This window comes from Mycobacterium sp. 2-64 (assembly GCF_035918375.1).
Taxonomy (GTDB): Bacteria; Actinomycetota; Actinomycetes; order Mycobacteriales; family Mycobacteriaceae; genus Mycobacterium; species Mycobacterium intracellulare.
Genome location: NZ_CP142361.1, coordinates 3,106,982 through 3,128,208, shown reverse-complemented (window position 1 = coordinate 3,128,208; position 21,227 = coordinate 3,106,982). Strand labels below are relative to the sequence as shown.

General features: G+C 68.9%; 10 protein-coding genes. 3 read left to right on the top strand and 7 right to left on the bottom strand.

Annotation, left to right across the window (positions count from 1 at the left end; genetic code table 11):
• Positions 1-154: 154 nt before the first annotated feature.
• The 3 genes from QGN31_RS14760 to QGN31_RS14750 all read left to right on the top strand — a co-directional run bounded on the left by QGN31_RS14760 (position 155) and on the right by QGN31_RS14750 (position 16,036).
• A complete protein-coding gene (locus QGN31_RS14760; RefSeq protein WP_026071594.1) occupies positions 155-505 on the top strand; it encodes a hypothetical protein in 351 nt (116 codons plus the stop codon).
• 361 nt (positions 506-866) lie between these two features.
• Complete coding sequence (locus QGN31_RS14755; RefSeq protein WP_043955717.1) at positions 867-13,400, top strand: type I polyketide synthase; 12,534 nt, start codon at positions 867-869, stop codon at positions 13,398-13,400.
• Between the two features lie 26 nt (positions 13,401-13,426).
• Positions 13,427-16,036: a sugar epimerase family protein gene (locus tag QGN31_RS14750; protein ID WP_041784970.1), complete on the top strand. Its 2,610-nt coding sequence runs from the start codon at positions 13,427-13,429 to the stop codon at positions 16,034-16,036.
• On the opposite strand, the gene QGN31_RS14745 is transcribed toward QGN31_RS14750, so the two are convergent.
• From QGN31_RS14745 to QGN31_RS14715, 7 genes are all read right to left on the bottom strand, one after another.
• On the bottom strand, positions 16,033-17,259 hold the full coding sequence (locus QGN31_RS14745; RefSeq protein WP_014384627.1) for a cytochrome P450: 1,227 nt from the start codon (positions 17,257-17,259) through the stop codon (positions 16,033-16,035). The genes QGN31_RS14750 and QGN31_RS14745 overlap by 4 nt on opposite strands.
• A 19-nt stretch (positions 17,260-17,278) precedes the next feature.
• Positions 17,279-18,238, bottom strand: a complete 960-nt coding sequence (locus QGN31_RS14740) for an SDR family NAD(P)-dependent oxidoreductase (protein ID WP_014384628.1) — start codon at positions 18,236-18,238, stop codon at positions 17,279-17,281.
• A 211-nt stretch (positions 18,239-18,449) separates the two neighbouring features.
• A complete protein-coding gene (locus QGN31_RS14735) occupies positions 18,450-18,872 on the bottom strand; it encodes a hypothetical protein (protein ID WP_008256385.1) in 423 nt (140 codons plus the stop codon).
• Positions 18,869-19,918: an NAD(P)H-dependent amine dehydrogenase family protein gene (locus QGN31_RS14730; protein ID WP_014941859.1), complete on the bottom strand. Its 1,050-nt coding sequence runs from the start codon at positions 19,916-19,918 to the stop codon at positions 18,869-18,871. Before QGN31_RS14730 ends, QGN31_RS14735 begins: the two co-directional genes overlap by 4 nt.
• Positions 19,919-19,931: 13 nt before the next feature.
• Complete coding sequence (locus QGN31_RS14725) at positions 19,932-20,363, bottom strand: hypothetical protein (protein ID WP_014380057.1); 432 nt, start codon at positions 20,361-20,363, stop codon at positions 19,932-19,934.
• A 13-nt stretch (positions 20,364-20,376) separates the two neighbouring features.
• Positions 20,377-21,102 carry a hypothetical protein gene (locus QGN31_RS14720; protein WP_009956407.1) on the bottom strand — a complete coding sequence of 242 codons (726 nt, stop codon included), beginning with the start codon at positions 21,100-21,102 and terminating at the stop codon, positions 20,377-20,379.
• Positions 21,099-21,227 (bottom strand): hypothetical protein, encoded by a 129-nt coding sequence (locus QGN31_RS14715; protein ID WP_009956405.1) that lies wholly within the window; start codon positions 21,225-21,227, stop codon positions 21,099-21,101. The genes QGN31_RS14720 and QGN31_RS14715 overlap by 4 nt, the downstream gene beginning before the upstream one ends.

Here is a 21,227-nt window from a genome sequence, read left to right as displayed (position 1 = left end):
TCGTTTCGGAGCCCTGCGGCCCCCTGTGGTGCAATTCTCTCTCGATTAGCAACGCTGTGGCGATCTGCGCAGTTCCCGGCGTACAGCCGGCGTACGCGACGCGACCTTCAATGATACCGGGATCGCAGGAGATCCCCGACTAAAGTCGGCAGGCGTGAGTCGCCGTACCCACCCGCAGCCCTGCCGCTGGTGCGGTCGAGACGTCGCCGACGTGGGGATGGGCCGCCGCCGCCAGTACTGCCGGCAGTCGTGCCGGCAGCGGGCCTACGAGCAACGTGCCTCGTTGAACCGGCACGGCGCTGCGGCGGTGCCCGACGACGCGGTGGTGCTGTCGGCCGACGACGCGGCCGACCTCTCCGACCGCGTCTACCAGGTGCGGTGCGCCGCAGAGGATGTCGCCACCGCCCTCGAGGAAGGCGCCGAGGCCACCGAACTGCGCCAGTTATGCGACGCGCTGATCCACGCGGCCCGCGCCGCCGACGGCTGGCGCCGAGCGGGTGTCTGACACTGCGCCTGACCACCGACTATGGCTAGACGGGTACAGTCTCGCCATGGACCACGGGCCACGTCTGCAGCGGGCCGTGGTCCATCGAGTTCACCGGGCTGGGCGCGGCGCACCTCGCCTGAGCGGGCGCCGCACCTGTCCAAGCCGGTCCTCCTGTAGCAATCGGGAGCAGCGGACGTTTTGAAATCCAGTCGGAGTTGGCCATACTCACCAGCAACATTCTTGGGTCGGAAAGCTGCACGACGCTGGTCGAACGAAACACGGCGTCGCCTCGTGCAGCGAATCCCGTGAATCGGCGACAACCGCAGCCGGCGGGACAAGACGGCCAGACATTAGGTGAGGGTTAGGGCGAGGTTTAGTGATGGTGGACCAACTCCAGCATGCGACCGAGGCGCTGCGGAAAGCGCTGGTCCAGGTTGAACGCCTGAAGCGCACCAATCGCGCGCTACTGGAGCGGTCAAGCGAGCCGATCGCGATCGTCGGCATGTCCTGCCGCTTTCCCGGCGGCGTCGACAGCCCCGAGTCGCTGTGGCAAATGGTGGCCGACGGCCGCGACGTGATCTCGGAGTTTCCCGCCGACCGAGGATGGGACCTCGGGGCGCTGTACGACCCCGATCCCGACGCCCGCCACAAGTGCTATGTGAACGCCGGCGGTTTCGTCGACGGTGTCGCGGATTTCGATCCGGCCTTCTTCGGCATCGCGCCCAGTGAAGCCCTGGCGATGGATCCCCAGCACCGGATGTTGCTGGAGCTGTCCTGGGAAGCGTTGGAGCGGGCCGGGATTGACCCCAGTGGCCTGCGTGGCAGCGCCACCGGGGTGTTCGCGGGGCTCATCGTGCAGGGCTACGGCATGCTCGCCGAGGAGATCGAGGGTTACCGGCTGACCGGCATGACCTCGAGTGTGGCCTCGGGGCGGGTGTCGTATGTGCTGGGGCTGGAGGGTCCGGCGGTGTCGGTGGACACGGCGTGCTCGTCGTCGTTGGTGGCCTTGCACATGGCGGTGCAGTCGCTGCGTTCGGGGGAGTGCGATCTGGCGCTGGCCGGCGGCGCGACCGTCAACGCCACGCCGACGGTCTTTGTCGAATTCAGCCGGCACCGGGGACTAGCACCCGACGGGCGATGCAAGGCGTACGCCGGCGCGGCCGACGGCGTCGGCTGGTCTGAGGGCGGGGCGATCCTGGTCGTCGAGCGGCTGTCGGATGCGCAGCGGTTGGGGCATCCGGTGTTGGCGGTGGTGCGGGGTTCGGCGGTCAATCAGGATGGTGCCTCCAATGGGTTGACTGCGCCCAATGGTCCCTCGCAGCAGCGGGTGGTGCGTGCGGCGCTGGCCAACGCGGGCCTGGCCGCGTCGGAGATCGACGTCGTGGAAGGGCACGGCACTGGGACCACGCTGGGTGATCCGATCGAGGCGCAGGCGTTGTTGGCCACGTACGGGCAGGATCGGGGTACTAGCGGGCCGTTGTGGTTGGGGTCGATCAAGTCGAACATGGGTCACACGCAGGCCGCCGCGGGTGTGGCGGGTGTGATCAAGATGGTGCAGGCCATGCGCCATGAAACGCTGCCCGCGACACTGCATGTCGATGAGCCCAGCCCGCATGTCGACTGGTCGGCGGGTGCGGTGTCGTTGCTGACCGAGGCCCAGCCCTGGGGTGCGGATCGTCCGCGGCGGGCGGGGGTGTCGTCGTTTGGCATCAGCGGCACCAACGCCCACGTGATCATCGAGGCCGCACCCGCCGAAACCGTTGAGGTCACCGAGCGCCCCACGGTGCCCGCGGTGCCGTGGGCGTTGTCGGCGAAATCGGCCAGGGCGCTGGCGGCCCAGGCGGCGCGGCTGGCCGAATACCTGCGTGCCCACCAAGAATTGGACGTCGCGGACGTGGGATGGACGCTGGCCGGTCGCGCGACGTTCGAGCATCGGGCCGTCGTGGTGGCCGACGATCGGGACCGGTTGCTGGCCGGGCTGGACGAGCTGGCCAACGATGACCCGACCGGGACCGTCCTGCGGGGCATCGCGACGCCGGCGGGCAAGACCGTGTTCGTCTTCCCCGGACAGGGCTCCCAATGGCTGGGCATGGGCATCGAATTGCTCGATACCGCACCGGTATTCGCACAACAGATCCAGGCGTGCGAAGAGGCGTTCGCCGAATTCGTCGACTGGTCGCTGATCGACGTGCTGCGCGGCGCACCCGGCGCACCGGGAATGGATCGCGTCGACGTGGTGCAGCCGGTGCTCTTCGCGGTGATGGTGTCGCTGGCCGAACTGTGGAAATCGGTCGGAGTGAGCCCGGACGCGGTGATCGGCCACTCGCAAGGGGAAATCGCCGCGGCCTACGTCGCCGGAGCCCTGTCGTTGCGAGACGCCGCCCGGGTGGTCACGCTGCGCAGCAAGCTGCTGCGCTCGCTGGCCGGCCCGGGGGGCATGCTGTCGATCGCCTGCAGCACCGAGCGGGCCCGGGAGTTGTTGGCGCCCTATGGTAGTCGGGTCAGCATCGCCGCCGTCAACGGCCGGTCGGCGGTCGTGGTGTCGGGCGACGTGGCCGCGCTCGACGAACTCGTCGGGTTCTGCGCCGACCTCGAACTGCGGACCCGGCGCATCGACGTGGACTACGCCTCGCACTCGGTGGAGGTCGAGGCGATCCGCGACGACCTCGCCCAGGCGCTGTCCGGCATCGAGCCGCGTTCCTCGCGCATCGCGTTCTTTTCCACCGTGACCGGAAACCGCCTGGACACAGCGGGTTTGGACGCCGACTACTGGTATCGCAACATCCGGCAGACCGTGCAGTTCGACCAGGCCGTGCGGAGCGCGAGCGAGCACGGATACCGGACGTTCATCGAATCCAGCCCGCACCCGGCCCTGGTCGCGGGCATCGAGGACACCGCCAACCACCATGCCGGCCGCGACGCCGAGGCCTCCGAAGCCAAGGTCATTCCGACCCTGGGCCGCGACGACGGCGGGCTCGACCGATTCCTGACGTCCGCTGCCACCGCGTTCGTCGCGGGAGTGAGCGTGGGTTGGCGTGGTGTGCTGGACGGGGCCGGCTTCGTCGAGCTGCCCACGTATGCCTTTGACCGCCGGCGGTTTTGGCTGTCCGGCGAAGGAGCCGCGGCCGACGCCACCGGCCTGGGCCTGGGAGCCAGCGAGCACCCGCTGCTGAGCGCAGTGGTCGAACTGCCGTCCTCGGGCGGGGTCGTGCTGACGGGCCGCCTCTCGCCCAGCCTGCAGGGCTGGCTGACCGACCACGCCGTGTCCGGTGCGGTCGTGTTCCCCGGCGCCGGCTTTGTGGAATTGGCGATCCGCGCGGGCGACGAAGTCGGGTGTTCGACGGTCGACGAACTGACCCTGCAGGCGCCACTGATGTTGCCCGCCAAGGGCTCCGGAGCGGGATCGGTGGCCGTACAGGTCGTGGTCGGTCCGGCCGCGGAAACCGGTCAGCGCGTCGTGTCGATCTTCTCGCGGCCGGACACCGGTTCGGGCTGGGTATGCCACGCCGAGGGAACACTGAGCACCGGCTCGGTCGAGCCGGGCGCGGACCTGTCGGCCTGGCCGCCGGCGGGCGCCGTCGCGGTCGACCCGGCCGACGGTTACGAGCAATTGGCCGCCCGCGGTTACGGTTACGGCCCGGCGTTCCAGGGCCTGACCGCGGCCTGGGTGCGCGGCGACGAGATCTTCGCCGAGGTGCGGCTGCCCGACGCCGCCGGGAGCGTCAATGGGTTCGGCGTGCACCCGGCGCTGCTCGACGCGGCCATGCACGCGCTGGTCATCGGGCACCAAATGGCCGACCACACCGACGAAGTGGTGTTGCCGTTCTCCTGGCAGGGCGTATCGCTGCACGCCGCGGGCGCGTCGGCGGTGCGCGCACGCATCGCGCCGGCCGCGGCCAGTGCGGTGTCGATCGAACTCGCCGACGGCCTCGGATTGCCGGTGCTGTCGGTGCGCGCGATGGTGGCGCGCTCGGTGAGCGAGCGGCAGCTGCGCGCGGCGGTGTCGGCCTCGGGTCCCGACCGGCTCTTCGAGCTGGAGTGGTCGCCGGCGACCGCCGGCGCGGGCGAGACGCCCCCGCACGAAGTCTTCGAATCCCTTGCGGCCGAGGAAGACCCGGTCACGGGATCGTATCGTCGCACGCATGAGGCCCTGGCCGCGGTGCGGTCGTGGCTGTCCGAGCACGACTCCGGGGTGCTGGTCGTCGCGACGCGCGGCGCGATGGGACTGGCGGGAGAGGACGTCCCCGACCTGGCCGGCGCGGCGGTGTGGGGGCTGGTCCGGTCGGCGCAGACCGAGCATCCCGGCCGGATCGTGCTGGTGGATTCCGATGCCGCGCTGGACGATAGCGCGATAGCGACCGCTCTCGCCGTCGGCGAGCCGCAGGTGCTGCTGCGCGACGGCAGGGCCCACACCGCACGGGTGCGCGGCAGCCGTGCGGTCGACGGCATCATGACACCCCCGGAGAACGGCCCCTGGCGGCTGGGCATCAGCAGCGCGGGCACCTTCGAAAACCTGCAACTCGAGCCGGTTCCCAACGCCGACGCTCCGCTGGAGCCGGGTCAGGTTCGGGTGGCCCTGCGCGCGATCGCCACCAACTTCCGCGACGTCATGATCACCCTGGGCATGTTCACCCACGAGGCCCTGCTCGGCGGCGAAGGCGCCGGAGTCGTGGTCGAGGTCGGACCGGGAGTCACCGAATTCGAGGTCGGCGATTCGGTGTACGGCTTCTTCCCCGACGGCAGCGGCACCCTGGTGCCCGGCGACGTCCGTCTGCTGCAGCGCAAGCCGGCCGACTGGTCCTACGCCGAAGCCGCCGGCATCTCAGCGGTTTTCACCACCGCCTACATGGCGTTCATCCACCTGGCCGAGGTCCAGCCCGGGCAGCGGGTGTTGGTGCACGCCGCCGCGGGTGGGGTCGGGATGGCCGCCGTCCAGCTCGCCCGGCACCTCGGCCTGGAGGTGTTCGCCACCGCGAGCCGCGGCAAATGGGACACGTTGCGGGCCATGGGCTTCGACGACGACCACATCTCGGACTCCCGCAGCCTCGAGTTCGAGGACAAGTTCCGCTCGGTCACCGGCGGGGCCGGCATGGACGTGGTGCTGGACTCGCTGGCCGGCGAATTCGTCGACGCCTCCCTGCGCCTGGTCGCCCCGGGTGGCATGTTCCTGGAAATGGGCAAGACCGACATCCGCGACCCGGGCGCGGTGGCCCAGGAATACCCGGGCGTCCGCTACCGCGCCTTCGACCTGTTCGAGCCCGGACGTCCTCGCATGCATCAGTGGATGATCGAGCTCGCCGGTCTGTTCGACGCCGGGGTCCTGGAACCGTTGCCGGTGACCACCTTTGACGTGCGGCGCGGTCGCGCGGCCTTGCGGTACCTGAGCCAGGCCCGCCACATCGGCAAGGTCGTCATGACTGTGCCTACCGGACCGGGTGCCGGCCTGGCCTCGGGCACCGTGCTGATCACTGGCGGGACCGGCATGGCGGGATCGACGCTGGCGCGTCACCTGGTGGCGCACCACGGCGTCGAGGACCTGGCGCTGCTGAGCCGGCGCGGACCGGACGCGCCGGGAGCCGCCGAGCTGATCGCCGAGCTGGAAGCGGCCGGCGCCCGGGCGCGAGTGATCGCCTGCGACGCGGCCGACCGGACGGCGCTGGCCGCGGTGATCACCGAACTCTCGGCGACTCGGCCCCTGTCCGGCGTGATCCACGCGGCCGGCGTGCTCGACGACGCGATGCTCACCTCGCTGACACCCGAGCGGATCGACGCGGTGCTGCGGGCCAAGATCGACGCGGCCTGGAATTTGCATGAACTGACCCGCGACCTGAATCTGTCGGCGTTCGTGATGTTTTCCTCGATGGCCGGGCTGGTGGGCTCGTCGGGCCAGGGCAACTACGGCGCCGCGAACTCGTTCCTCGACGCGCTGGCGGCGCATCGGCGCGCGCACGGGCTGCCGGCGATCTCGCTGGGCTGGGGCTTGTGGGACCAGGCCAGCGCCATGACCGGCGGGCTCGACGCCGCCGACCTCGCCCGGCTGGGCCGCGACGGGATCCTCGCGCTGTCCTCGGACGAGGCCATGGAACTGTTCGACACGGCATTGATCGTCGACGAACCCTTCCTGGCGCCCGCCCGCATCGATCTCGGCGCGCTGCGCGCCCACGCGGTCGCGGTGCCGCCGATGTTCGCCGACCTGGTCAACGCGCCCACGCGGCGCCGGGTCGACGACTCGCTCGCGGCCGCGAAGTCCAAATCGGCTCTGGCGCATCGCCTCGACGGCCTGTCCGAGGCCGAGCAGCACGCCGTGCTGCTGGACCTGGTGCGCTCCCACATCGCCACCGTGCTGGGCAACACCTCCGCCGAGGCGATCGACCCGGACAAGGCGTTCCAGGAGTTGGGCTTTGACTCGCTGACCGCGGTCGAAATGCGCAACCGGCTCAAAACCGCGACGGGACTGGCGCTTTCGCCCACGCTGATCTTCGACTACCCGACACCCAACGGCCTGGCCGGCTACATCCGCACCGAACTCGCCGGGGCCCCGCAGGAGATCAAGCACGCCCCGGTCGCGCGCGCCACCGAGGACGATCCGATCGTGATCGTCGGCATGGCGTGCCGCTATCCCGGCGGGGTGAATTCCCCCGAGGATCTGTGGCAGATGCTCACCGAGCGCCGCGACGTCCTCTCCGATTTCCCGACCGATCGCGGTTGGGATCTGGCCGGCGTGTACAACCCGGATCCCGACGTCCCGGGCACCTGCTACACCCGGACCGGCGGTTTCGTCGACGGTGTCGCGGATTTCGATCCGGCCTTCTTCGGCATCGCGCCGAGTGAGGCCCTGGCGATGGATCCGCAGCAACGCATGTTCCTCGAGCTCTCCTGGGAAGCCTTGGAGCGGGCAGGAATTGAACCCGGCGCGCTGCGTGGCAGCGCCACCGGCATGTTCGCCGGCGTGTACACGCAGGGCTACGGCATCGACGCCGCGCCCACCGCGGAAGGCTTCCGGCTGACCGGTCAGTCCTCGAGTGTGGCCTCGGGGCGGGTGTCGTATGTGCTGGGGCTGGAGGGTCCGGCGGTGTCGGTGGACACGGCGTGCTCGTCGTCGTTGGTGGCCTTGCACATGGCGGTGCAGTCGCTGCGTTCGGGGGAGTGCGATCTGGCGCTGGCCGGCGGCGTCACGGTCAACGCGACGCCCGATATCTTCGTCGAGTTCAGCCGCATGCGCGGGTTGGCCGTCGACGGCCGGTGCAAGGCGTACGCCGGCGCGGCCGACGGCACCGGATTCTCCGAAGGCGGCGGCATGCTCGTGGTGGAGCGGCTGTCGGATGCGCAGCGGTTGGGGCATCCGGTGTTGGCGGTGGTGCGGGGCTCGGCGGTCAATCAGGATGGTGCCTCCAATGGGCTGACTGCGCCCAACGGTCCTTCGCAGCAGCGGGTGGTGCGTGCGGCGCTGGCCAACGCGGGCCTGGCCGCGTCGGAGGTCGACGTCGTGGAAGGGCACGGCACTGGGACCACGCTGGGTGATCCGATCGAGGCGCAGGCGTTGTTGGCGACTTATGGGCAGGACCGTGGTTCGGGCGGGCCGTTGTGGCTGGGGTCGATCAAGTCGAACATGGGTCACACGCAGGCCGCCGCGGGTGTGGCGGGTGTGATCAAGATGGTGCAGGCCATGCGCCATGAAACGCTGCCCGCGACACTGCATGTCGATGAGCCCAGCCCGCATGTCGACTGGTCGGCGGGTGCGGTGTCGTTGCTCACCGAGGCCCAGCCCTGGAGTGCGGATCGTCCGCGGCGGGCCGGGGTGTCGTCGTTCGGCATCAGCGGCACCAACGCCCACGTGATCATCGAGGCCGCACCCGCCGAAACCGTTCAGGTCACCGAGCGCCCCGAGGTGCCGGTCCTCCCGTGGGTGGTGTCGGCGAAATCGCCGTCGGCGTTGAGGTCTCAGGCCGCCCGGCTGGCGACCCATCTGCGCGCCCACCCGGATCTGGACGCCGTCGATGTGGGCTGGACGCTGGCGGGCCGGTCGACCTTCGAACAGCGGGCCGTCATCGTCGCCGACGACCGTGACCGCCTGCTGGCCGGGCTGGACGAGCTGGCCGCAGACGAACTGGCCCAATCAATCATTCGCGGGACGGCGGCGCCCGGCGGCAAGACCGTGTTCGTCTTCCCCGGTCAGGGCTCCCAACTACTCGGCATGGGTAGGGGATTGCACGACGCGTACCCGATGTTCGCCGAGGCCTTCGACGCCGTCCTGGCCGAACTGGACCAGCACCTGCTGCGCCCCCTGCGCGACGTCATCTGGGGCAGCGACGAAAGCCTGCTGAACACCACCGAATTCGCGCAGCCGGCGCTGTTCGCGGTGGAAGTCGCGCTGTTCCGGCTGCTCGAATCCTGGGGCATACACCCCGACTTCGTGATGGGCCACTCGATCGGCGAGCTGGCCGCCGCCCACGCCGCCGGCGTCCTGTCGCTGAAGAACGCCGCCGTCCTCGTCGCCGCCCGCGGCCGATTCATGCAGGCGCTGCCTTCGGGCGGGGCGATGGTCGCCGTGCAGGCCACCGAAGACGAGGTGCGGCCGCTGCTCGTGCCCTCCGAACAAGACAGCGTGGGCATCGCGGCCGTCAACGGGCCTGCCTCCGTGGTGATTTCGGGAACGCAAGGCGCGGTGACCAAGATCGCGGACCAGCTCCGCGCCGACGGCCGCCGCGTCCATCAACTCGCCGTCTCGCACGCGTTCCACTCCCCGTTGATGGACGCCATGATCGACGAATTCGGCACCGTGGCGGCGGGACTGACCATCGGCAAGCCGACCATCCCGATCGTGTCCAACGTGACCGGCGGGCTGGCCGCCGATGACTTCGGAACCGCGGCGTACTGGAAGCGGCACGTCCGCGAGGCGGTGCGATTCGCCGACAGCGTCCGATTCGTCCATGCGGCCGGCGCAAACCGATTCCTCGAAGTCGGGCCGAGCAGCGGTCTGACGGCGTCGATCGAGGAAACGTTGGCCGACAACCCGGTGACGACGATGTCCGCGCTCCGCAAGGACCGGCCGGAGCCGACGGCCCTGGTCAACGCCGTCGCGCACGGGTTCGTCGCCGGCATGCCGGTGGACTGGCGCGGCGCCATCGGCACGGCGAATCTCGTCGAATTGCCCACGTATGCCTTTGACCGGCGGCGCTTTTGGCTCTCGCGCGACGACGCCCCCGCCGATGCCGCGGGCCTGGGCCTGGCCCCCGGCGAACACGCCCTGCTGGGCGCGGTGGTCGAACTGCCGGCGTCGGGTGGGGTGGTGTTGACCGGTCGGTTGTCGCCGGGTACGCAAGGCTGGCTGGCCGATCATGCCGTCGGCGGTGTCGTGCTGTTCCCGGGTGCGGGATTCGTCGAGTTGGCCATCCGCGCCGGCGACGAGGTGGGCTGCGGAATCCTCGACGAGTTGAATCTGGCCGCGCCGCTGGTGCTCCCGGCCGGCGGCTCGGTCGCGGTTCAGGTCGTGGTCGGTGGCCCGGACGACTCGGGTGCGCGCGCGGTGTCGGTGTTCTCACGGGCCGAAGCGGGCTCGGGCTGGTCGTTGCACGCCGAAGGCGTGCTGCGCGCGGGGTCGGTGGAGCCGGGCGCGGACCTGTCCGCGTGGCCGCCCGTGGGTGCGGTCCCGGTGGAGGTCGGCGACGGGTACGAGCAACTGGCCGAGCGTGGTTACGGGTACGGGCCCGCGTTCCGTGGCCTGACCTCGATGTGGCGCCGTGGCGACGAAATCTTCGCCGAAGTGACCCTGCCGTCCGACGCCGGGGTGTCGGTGAGCGGGTTCGGGGTCCACCCGGTGCTGCTGGACGCGGCGCTGCACGCGGTCATCTTGTCGTCCGAGAGTGACGAGCTCGCCCCGGGTTCGATCCTGGTGCCGTTCTCCTGGCAGCAGGTGTCGTTGCACGCCGCGGGGGCGGCGGCGGTGCGCGCCCGGATCATGCCCGTGGGCGCCTCGGCGGTATCGATCGAACTGGCCGATGGGCTGGGACTGCCGGTGCTCTCGGTGGCATCGATGGTGGCCCGTCCGGTGACCGATCAGCAGCTCCTGGCCGCGGTGTCTAACTCGGGACCGGACCGGCTCTTCGAGCTGATCTGGTCCGCTCAGCCGGCATCGACGGTGCAGCCGGTGCCGGTAAGCGCTTGGGGTGCACCGGAATCCGTGGAATCCGACAGCGGCGAGGCCGGACAATCCGTAGTGCTGTTCGAATCGGAGCCGGTGTCGGGCGACGTGATCACCGAGGTGTACTCGGCGACGCGAGCGGTGCTGCCGGTGCTGCAGACCTGGTTGTCCCGCGACGTCACCGGGACGCTGGTGGTGGCGACCCGGGGCGCGATGACGTTGCCCGGGGAGGACGTCACCGATTTGGCCGGTGCGGCGGTGTGGGGCCTGGTGCGGTCGGCGCAGACCGAACACCCCGGCCGCATCGTGCTCGTCGACACGGACGCGCCGCTGGATCCCGACGCGATCGCCGCCTTGTTGGCGGTCGGCGAGCCGCAGGCGTTGCGGCGCAACGGGATGGTCTACACCGCGCGGGTGCTCGGCAGCCGCGCGGTCGGCGGCCTGCTGACGCCGCCCGAGCAGGGCCCGTGGCGGTTGGGCATGAGCAGCTACGGCACGATCGAGAATCTGCGGATAGAGCGGATTCCGGACGCCGACGCGCCGCTGGGACCTGGGCAGGTGCGGGTGGCGCTGTCGGCCATCGCCGCCAACTTCCGTGACGTGATGATCGCGTTGGGCCTCTATCCCGACCCGGACGCGATCATGGGCATCGAGGCCGCCGGCGTGATCACCGAAACCGCCTCGCAGGACGGGCGTTTCGAGGTCGGCGACCGCGTCATGGGGCTGTTCCCGGACGGCACCGGAACGATCGCCAAAACCGACGAGCGACTGCTTGTCAAGGTGCCGGCGGGATGGTCACACACCGCCGCGGCGACTGCTTCGGTGGTGTTCGCCACGGCGCGCTACGCCCTGGTGGATCTGGCCGCCGCGAAGCCCGGTCAGCGGGTGCTGGTGCACGCCGCCGCCGGCGGGGTGGGTATGGCCGCGGTCCAGCTGGCCCGCCAGATCGGGCTGGAAGTGTTCGCGACGGCAAGCCGTGGCAAGTGGGACACGCTGCGGGCCATGGGGTTTGACGACGACCACATCGGCGATTCGCGCAGCCTTGAGTTCGAGGACAAGTTCCGCGCGGTCACCGGCAGGACCGGCACGGCCGGGATGGATATCGTGCTCGACTCGCTGTCCGGCGAATTCGTGGACGCCTCCCTGCGGCTGGTCGCGCCGGGCGGGGTGTTCCTGGAGATGGGCAAGACCGACATCCGCGACCCCGAGGTCGTCGCGCGCGACCACTCCGGGGTGCGTTACCGCGCCTTCGATCTCTTCGAAGCCGGACCGGACCGCATCGCCCAGATGCTCGACGAGCTGGCCGCCATGTTCGCCGAAGACGTGCTGAGGCCGCTGCCGGTGACCCGATTCGACGTGCGCCGTGCGCCCGCCGCGCTGCGCTATCTGAGCCAGGCCCGCCACGTCGGAAAGGTCGTCATGACGATGCCGGACGCGTGGACGGCGGGCACCGTGTTGATCACCGGCGCCACCGGGATGGCCGGTTCGGCGGTCGCGCGGCACGTCGTGACCCGCCACGGCGCGCGGAACGTGGTGTTGGTCAGCCGGCGCGGTCTTGATGCGCCGGGGGCGGCGGAGCTCGTGGCCGAGCTGAGGGCGGCCGGCGCGCACGCGGAGGCGGTGGCCTGCGATGCCGCCGACCGCGAGGCCTTGGCCAAGGTGATCGCCGACATCCCGATGCAACGCCCGCTGACGGGGGTGATCCATGCCGCCGGCGTCTTGGACGACGCGGTGGTGACGTCGCTGAATCCCGAGCGGATGGCCGCGGTGCTGCGTTCCAAGGTCGATGCGGCATGGAACTTGCACGAGTTGACCCGCGACCTGGATGTGTCGGCCTTCGTGATGTTTTCGTCGATCGCCGGCCTGGCGGGCGCCTCGGGACAGGCCAACTACGCCGCCGGCAACTCGTTCCTGGACGGGTTGGCCGCGCATCGACGCGCCCACGGCCTGCCGGCGATCTCGTTGGGCTGGGGGCTGTGGGATCAGGCCAGCGCCATGACCGGCGGGCTGGGCGCCGCCGACCTCGCCCGGTTCGGCCGGGACGGGATCGTCGCGATGTCCTCGGAGCAGGCGCTGGAGCTGATGGACACCGCGCTCATCGTCGACGAGCCGTTCATGCTGCCCGCCCACATCGACCTCGCGGCGCTGCGGGTCAAGTTCGACTCGGGCACGCTGCCGCCCATGTTCGTCGATCTGATCAACGCGCCGACGCGACGCCAGGTCGACGACTCGCTGGCCGCCGCCAAGTCGAAATCCGCTCTGCTGCAACGCCTCGAGGGGCTCCCCGAGGACGAGCAGCAGGCGATACTGCTGGACTTGGTGCGTTCGCACATCGCCACCGTGCTCGGCAGCTCCAGCCCGGAGGCGATCCACCCGGACCGGGCGTTCCAGGAGCTTGGCTTCGACTCCCTGACCGCAGTCGAGATGCGCAACCGGCTCAAAGCCGCGACCGGGCTGGCGCTTTCACCCACGCTCATCTTCGACTATCCGAACTCCGCGGCGCTGGCGGGCTACATGCACCGAGAACTCGTGGGGGCGTCGGAACAAACCCCGGGGGGCGCGGCGCCGGGCGAAGCCGAGATCCAGCGCGTCGTCGGGTCGATTCCGGTCAAGCGGCTCCGACAGGCCGGCGTGTTGGAACTGCTACTGGCGCTGGCCGACGAATCCAACGGCAACGCGCAGTCCGCGGCGCCGGCGACCACCGAAAAGGACATCGCCGACATGGACCTCGATGACCTGGTCAACGCGGCGCTGCTGGACGACGACGACTAGCCACCTATGACCACCAAAGGCATTCAGTGAGAATTGCTGTCACCGGGGCCAGCGGAGTGCTCGGCCGCGGACTCGCCATGCGGCTGCTCACCCAGGGCCACGATGTCGTCGGCCTTGCCCGCCACCGCCCCGAAAGCTGGCCGAGCGCAGCCGACTTCGTCGACGCCGACATCCGTGATGCCGCCGCGGTCAAGCGCGCCCTGGCGGGCGCGGAAGTGGTTGCGCACTGCGCGTGGGCGAACACTCCCGGACCAGACGAACGGATCGGTCACGAGGTCAACATCGACGGCGCCCGCAACGTGCTCGACGCGATGGTCGAGACCGGGTCCAGGAGAATCGTTTTCGCGTCTTCGGCGCACGTCTACGGCGGCGGCGGTGCGCCCAAGGCCGAACACGATGCCTTGACCCCGGTCACCGTCGACGGCCAACTCAACGCCCAGGTCGAACGCATGGTCGCGGGAGCGGGCACGGAATGGGTCGCGATCCGCTCCGCGCTGATTCTCGGCCGAAGCGTCGACAACTGGGTGCGCCGGATGCTGGCGCTACCGGTGTTTCCCGCCCGGTCCAGCGATCACCGCATGCAAGTCGTCCATCTCGACGACGCGCTTCGGCTGTTCAACCAGGCAATCGTGGACGGTGGAATCGACAGCGGCCCGGTCAATCTCGCCGCTGCCGGACAGGTGACCTTGCGGCAGATCGCCGCCGCTCTCGGGCGCCCGGTCGTGAGGCTGGGCTTCGAGCCGGGCGAACTGCAACGGGCGCATTGCGCCCCGCTCATGGATCTCTCGCGATTGCAGCACGAGTGGGGATTTCGGCCCGCGTGGGAATCCGCCGAATGCATCGACGATTTCGCGCTGGCCGTGCGCGGCCGGGTCACCGTGGGCAAGCGGGTGATATCGCTGCCCTGGCGCCTGGCCACCATCCAGGACCTACCCTCGGTCGACGCGCCGAGCGACGACGGCGTCAAGCCGAATTTGGCGGGCGCAGCGGGGGATAACGGGGAATTCGACACACCGATCGACCCGCGCTTTCCGACGTTTTTGGCCACGAACCTGTCGGAGGCACTACCCGGCCCGTTCTCGCCGGCGTCGGCGTCGGCGACGGTCCGGGGACTGCGGGCCAGCGCGGTGTGCGTTGCCGAGCGGTTGCGCCCGGGGGGCACGATCCAGCGCGAAATCGCGATGCGCATGGTCGCGGTGTTCGCCCACCGCCTGTACGGCGCGATCACGACCGCGCATTTCATGGCCGAGACGGTGCCTTTCGTGAAGCCCACGACGGTGGTGAGCAACAGCGGATTTTTCGGCCCCAGCATGGCCGCCCTGCCGATCTTCGGTGAGGAACATCCGCACTCCGACACCGATCGAATCCGCAAGCGACTGCGCACCGTCCGCAACATCGGGGTATTCGGCGTCAACCTGATCGGCCTGTCGGCCGGCGCGCCCCTGGACACCCGCGAATTCGTTGCCGACGTCGATCGCCTGGAACGCCTGACCGAAGGTGACCTCGCCGGAATCGACGATCGCCGCCTGCTGAGCCTGATCTTTCTGGCGCGGGACCAGGTGGTGCACGGCTGGGTGCTGGCCGCCGGCTCATTCCTGCTGTGCGCGGCGTTCAACGTGCTGCTGCGTGGTCTGTGCGGGCGGGACGTCGCCGCCCCCGGTGGGCCCGAATTGGTCAGCGCGCGTTCGGTCGAGGCGATGCAGCGGTTGGTGGTTGCCGCGCAGCGCGATCCGAAAGTGACGGCGCTACTGGCAGAACCGGGGGACCGGCTGGACAAGCTGGCCGTCGAGGCACCGGAATTCCATGCCGCGCTGCTGGCCGAGCTGGCGCTCATCGGCCACCGTGGGCCCGCCGAGCTCGAGATGCTGTCAACCAGCTACGCCGACGACCCCGAGCTGCTGGTCCGGATGGTGACCAGGGCGATGAGCGCGCCGTCGGCGCAGCAACCCCAGCGCCCCCAGATTCCGTTGCACGCCAAGCCAATTGCGGTGCTGGCCACCCAGCAACTGCGCGACCGTGAGGTCCGCCGCGACAAGGTGGTGCGGGCCAACTGGGTTCTGCGCACGCTGCTGCGCGAGTACGGGCGCAGGGCGGTCGAGTCGGGCGTCTTCGAAGCCGCCGATGATGTCTTCTATCTGCTCGTCGACGAACTGGATGCCCTGCCGGCGGATGTGGGCGCGCTAGTGGCCCGGCGCCGGGCCGAGCAACGCCGGCTGGTCGCGGTGGCGCCGCCGACGGTGTTCAGCGGAAGCTGGCAGCCAACCGCGCCCTCGTCGCCCGCCCTGGCCGGCGGGGACACCCTGCGCGGGGTCGGGGTGTGCGGCGGGCGGGTGCGCGGCCGGGTACGCATCGTGCGCCCCGACACCATCGACGACCTGCAGCCCGGCGAGATCCTCGTCGCCGAGGTCACCGACGTCGGATACACGGCGGCGTTCTGTTACGCCGCCGCCGTCGTGACCGAACTGGGCGGCCCGATGTCCCACGCCGCGGTGGTGGCCCGCGAATTCGGCTTCCCCTGTGTCGTCGACGTTCAGGGGGCGACCAAGTCGTTGCCACCGGGCGCCCTGGTCGAGGTCGACGGCGCGACGGGCGAAATCCACGTCCTGGAGCTGGCCGCGGACGACGCGCTGAGCTAGTCGAATTCCATCTCCAGACCGACCGGCCCGCTCAGTCCCAGCATCGGTTTCCACTGCGCCGTCGCCACGCGCCGCGGGTTGGTCATGCGCCGGGCGAGGACTTTGAGCGCTCCGGCGAGTTCCGTTCGGGCGAGGTTCGCGCCCAGGCAATAGTGGGCACCGCCGCCGAACGTCAGAATGGGCGGCGGGTCCTCGCGGGTGATGTCGAACCTGCCCGGGTGCGCATAGACCTCCGGATCGCAGTTGGCGGCAAAGGTATTCACTGAAATGAAGGTGCCGGCCGGAAAGGTGTAATCGGCGAATGTGACATCGTCGAGGACGGTGCGCAGGGTGGTACAGACCGCGGGCGAATGGCGCATGCATTCCTCGACGGCCGGCATCGCGAGGTTGGGGTTTTTGCGGAGCATCGCCAGTTGCTCGGGGTGATCGCACAGCGCGTGCATGCACGCGGCCAGCTGATTGCGGGTGGTGTCGGTGCCGGCGGACAGGATGCTGAACGCCAGCATGCGCATCTCCGCGTTGCTCAGCCGGTCGCCGTCGTCCTGCGCGCGGATCAGTTCGGAGATCAAGTCGTCGGTCAACCGGCTCCGCCGTTCGGCGATCATGTCGTCGATGTAGGCGTCGAACTCGTCCCACGCCCGCATCACGATGTGCTGCTCGTTCGCCAGGTCGGAGTCGAACCGCACGATCTTGAAAATGTCCTCCGCCCATAGGGAAAACTGCTCCCAGTCCTCAGGTGGTGCGCCCAACAACGCGCAGATGATCGGGATCGGGTAGGGCCGGGCGATGTCGGCGACGAAGTCGCAGCGGCCGGCCCCGGCGACCTGATCGATCAAATCGTTGATCACCCTGTCGATGGTGTCTTCCATGCGCGCGGACGCCCGCGGCGTGAAGGCCCTGGACACCAGACCGCGCAGGCGCCGATGTTCCTCGCCTTCCATGCCGAGGATGGTGCCCAGCACCCGGTCATAGAGCGGGCCGGAGGTTATCCCGCGAGCCGTCATGTGCATGCCGGGCGGGAAGACGAACCGGGGATCGCGAAGTATCCCTCGGGCGAGTTCGTAGCCGAGCACCTCGGGTCCCAACGGCCCGAGGGCGATCGGAGATCGCTTGCGCGCCTCGTGGATCCGCGGGGCGACCTGGTGCACGGTGTCGGCGATGTCGTAGTGCAGTGTGGGCAGGCCTGCGTCGAAGACGCTGGGTGCTGCGGTGTCGACGGTCATGATGTCTCCTTGGCCGAAATCAACTCGGTTGGTAGCGCTTCGGTAGTACCTCGATAGGCGCCGAAATGGCCTCGCCCGGGGCTAACTCACCGGAGTCGGGCAAATCCGGTATCAACCTGGCCGTCGACGTGTCGGTGATCGCCGCGAAGGTGTCCCGCACCTTCTCGATGGTGAGATCGGCGTCGTATATACCCGTCGTCTGACCGAACACCCGGATGCCCACGTTTCCCCCACCCGCCTCGAGGTTGGCTCCGGATACCGGGCAACTCTCGTGAACCAGGAACGCCACCGCGGGTGACACCAGGCCGGTCGGAAAGTGATCCTCCATCAGCCTGGTGAACGCGGACGGGTTGTTGAAATGGCGCACGGCGGTCGTGTCGGCGGCAGGCCCCAACGCATTGACCTTGATGCCCAGCGGTGCCCCTTCGACGGCGAGACCGCGTGTCAGCCCGAAGATTCCGCCCTTTGCCGCACCGTAGATGGAAAGATTTTCCAGTCCGAACATCGCCCCGGAGGTGGTGTTCACAATGCGGCCGTAACCCGCATCGCGCATGTGGGGCCACGCCGCCCGGCACATCCACACGGTCCCCATCAGGTGCACGTCGATGACATTGCGAATGTCGGCGTCGGAGATCTCGTCGAAGTGCGCCATGAAGCAGACACCGGCATTGTTCACCAGGATGTCAACGCGGCCCCACACGTCCATCGCGGTCTGGACGACCCGGCGCGCGCCGTCCTCGTCGGCGACGCTGTGCAGGTCGGCAACCGCCTCACCACCGGCCGCGCAGATCTCGTCGGCCACCTGTTCCGCATTGGCCCGCAGGATGTTTCGGCCGTCGGGCCCGACGCCGAGGTCGTTGACCACGACCTTGGCCCCTCGCTGAGCGAGCAGCTTGGCGTGCGAGCGCCCCAGGCTCGGCTCCTGGCCGCCGGCCCCGGTGACGATCGCGACCCGCCCGTCGAACCGGAGCTCGGTCATGACCTCTCCGTGGCGAGTATCCGCAGCGGCAATAGCGGCAGGGTGCACGTCGGGGACGGCCACGTGTTCCAGGGTCCCGGTGGCAGCTTGGAATGGGGTATCCGCCTTGACCACTCGGTCACGACGCCGCGGCCGAGAGCCATGGGCAGCTCGTCCGAGGCGAGCTCGCAAACTCCGTTCGGCTCACGATGTTGGGCCATGCCGTCTCCAATCACGGAATGTTGGTCGCCAGGAATGTCAGTGGCAGTCCCAGGATCGACACGTCGTTTTCGTCGAGAAAGGTGCCCTCGCCCTCCATGCGTTGCCGGAAACGCGTTGTCGCACCGTAGCGCTCGGCGACGGCGTCGGCCCTGGAAGCTTCCGGGACCCCGATGACCACGGTGAACACGCCGTCGCCGTGGCGCTCGAGGAACTCGGTCACCGAAACGGCGACCTCCCCGGTCGATCCCGGGATCGGGCTGATCAGCTCGATGCCCCGATTCCAGTCGAGGTGAATGTCCAGACCGAGCTCGGCCAGCTGCAGCGGCTCGAAGACGAACCCCAGATCGCTGAACATCTGGGTCACGGCCGCATGTCGTTCCGGTGCCACGGCGAACACGACGTGATGGAGCGAGGGTTCTTGTGTTGTCGTCATGTCGTCAGGACTCCGCGGGGAAGTAGCAGGGGCAGGTCGTTGTAGGTGACGATGCCGGGAGGTGCGGCGACGACGGCGGGTATCGCGGTGATCGCCGGCACGGCGGTGATAGTGAGGCCCAACATGATGTAGTCGTCCAAGGTGGTGCCCTCGAAGTCCGGCGGTGGCAGGAAGCTCAGCGTGGTCTTGATCGTCGGTCGGCCCTGCACCTCGACGGTGTAGCCCATGTCCAGCGGCCAATCCGGTTCCAGCGCTTGCCCCTTCCGCCATTGCCCGCCGATTTCGATGACCTCTCGGCCGGCAACAATCCCTTTCCAGCGAACGTGGATGCCCGCCACGCAGCCCGTCGCGATGGTCCAGTCCCCGGGCAGGTGCAGATCCTCTGTGGTCTGGGCGTACTCGGCTTCACAACGGACCTCGTCGAGCTCGACGCCGAGGGCGTCGGCGAGCAGCAACACGCCGTCGCGGAAGATGCCGGATCCTTTCTCAGTGACAGCCGGCAGGTCCGGACGGTCGATGGGATAGCCGAAGCCCATAGGGATTTCGGTCGCCGGCGAGTTGTAGATCGTGGTATCAAAGGACTCCAGCACCGACACCTTGTCCACCCGCTCCGAGAGTCCCGCCGACACGATGGTGAACAGTTGGACGAAGCCTGGGTTGATGCCGGTGCCGAAGATGCTCGATCCGCCCGCCTCGCAGGCCTGGGCGATGCGCTCGCGTCCCGCGCCGAGAAAGTGGCCGGTGATGAACTCGGCGGTGCCCACCACATTGATGCCGGCCTTGAGGATGCGGACCAGCTCGTCGACGTCGGCGAACATCGGGTTGTAGACCACGCAGTCCGGCTTGAGCGCGAGCAGCGCCTCGATGTCGTTGGTGGCCTTGATATTCAGTGGCTCGATCCCGCACAGCTCGCCGACGTCGCGCCCTGCCTTCTCCGGCGAGAAGGCATAGCATCCGACCAGCTCCAGCGTCGCGTTCGCGGCGATCGCCCGGACCGAGCTCTTGCCGACGTTACCGGTCGTCCATTGGACGACCCGATAGGTCACCGGGCCGGCCCCGTCATGGGTGCGTCGCCGCCTGCGCTTGGCGGGCGAGTCGTTCGTCGTGGATCTTGACGAGTTCGCGGAACCCCAGCCGGTGGTACTTCGGTATCGGTTGGATGCCCCAGACGTCCTGCGCGGTGGCTTTGCCCTCGGCGCCCTCCGGGGGCCCGAACGGCGGGTAGGGGTACTTGCACTCCAAGGTGTCGTTGGAGTACCGGATCTTAAGCAGCTCACTGCAGATTTGGGTGAGGCTCAGCGTCGGGTACCCGTAGTAGACCGCCATGAACGGCAGCGTGAAGGCGCCCTCGATCACGAGCGCTACCAGGCACACCAACACGGCGCGCTTGATCCAGGTGTGCATGCGCGCGTAGTACGGCGTCGTCCCGGGCTCGAGATCGGCTGCCGGGTCCTTGTCTTCGGTGGGGGACGGTACGGACGGACTAGTCATGGCACTGCTCCTTTTAGTCGGAGAAGATTTCGCGATTGACGGTGTGCAGGTACGGGATCGCGAGGAACGGGGTGATGTAGAAGATGTCGTAGAGCCACCAGCCGATGACCGGGAACACGACACCGGCGTAGCGCACGTCGGCGAACATGGTCATGTTGAAGACGTAGGCCGACCAGATCACCACGCCCATCCAGCAGGTGACGACCATCCACTGATGGCCCCAACGCTTCATCTGTAAAAACCCGATGGCCGCCGCGACCCGCATCGAGAATACGGTGAGGATCAGGCCTGCCACATAGGCCTTTTCGCCCGGGCCCGCCGCGCCGCCGATCCACAACTCGTTGTAATGCCAGAAGTAGCCGGCGTCGAACATGTTGCCCCACCCGACCATCAGCACCCTGTTGATCAATGTGTGGTTGGCGACCAGGTCAAGTGCCCAGCCCAGACTGTTGAGCATCCCGTCGATCAGGACGAGATAGCCGATGAGGGTCACGATCATGGGCCGCACCGACAGCCCGGCGCGCAGGGCCTGGCGCTGCAGCCATACCCCGCGCATGAAGATGGGAAATCCGATCAGGCCCGGTGCCCACATGCCCATCAGGGCGGCGCCGACGATCATCCACTTGTCGGCGTGGCGCTGGGCCTGGCGTGATTCGTCGTGGTGATCCTCGAGGCTGCGCGACCCGTCGGCACGTTCCGGCGCGTCTCCCGAATTCCGTTTCAGCAGCGGTACATTCACAGATCCCACCAGCCCCGCGCGAACGACATGTAAAGCTGGACTCCGAACATCGCGAGCAGATAGCCGTAGATGAAGATCTGGAAGATGATGAGCGCCCTTTTGCGCTTCGCCTCCTGTCGGTCCAT

Bases quoted from the DNA above. Each gene is read 5' to 3' on its own strand.
- QGN31_RS14755 (WP_043955717.1), top strand. From the start codon at position 867: ATGGTGGACCAACTCCAGCATGCGACCGAGGCGCTGCGGAAAGCGCTG.
- QGN31_RS14745 (WP_014384627.1), bottom strand. From the start codon at position 17,259: ATGACCGTCGACACCGCAGCACCCAGCGTCTTCGACGCAGGCCTGCCC.
- QGN31_RS14740 (WP_014384628.1), bottom strand. From the start codon at position 18,238: ATGACCGAGCTCCGGTTCGACGGGCGGGTCGCGATCGTCACCGGGGCC.
- QGN31_RS14735 (WP_008256385.1), bottom strand. From the start codon at position 18,872: ATGACGACAACACAAGAACCCTCGCTCCATCACGTCGTGTTCGCCGTG.
- QGN31_RS14725 (WP_014380057.1), bottom strand. From the start codon at position 20,363: ATGACTAGTCCGTCCGTACCGTCCCCCACCGAAGACAAGGACCCGGCA.
- QGN31_RS14715 (WP_009956405.1), bottom strand. From the start codon at position 21,227: ATGGACCGACAGGAGGCGAAGCGCAAAAGGGCGCTCATCATCTTCCAG.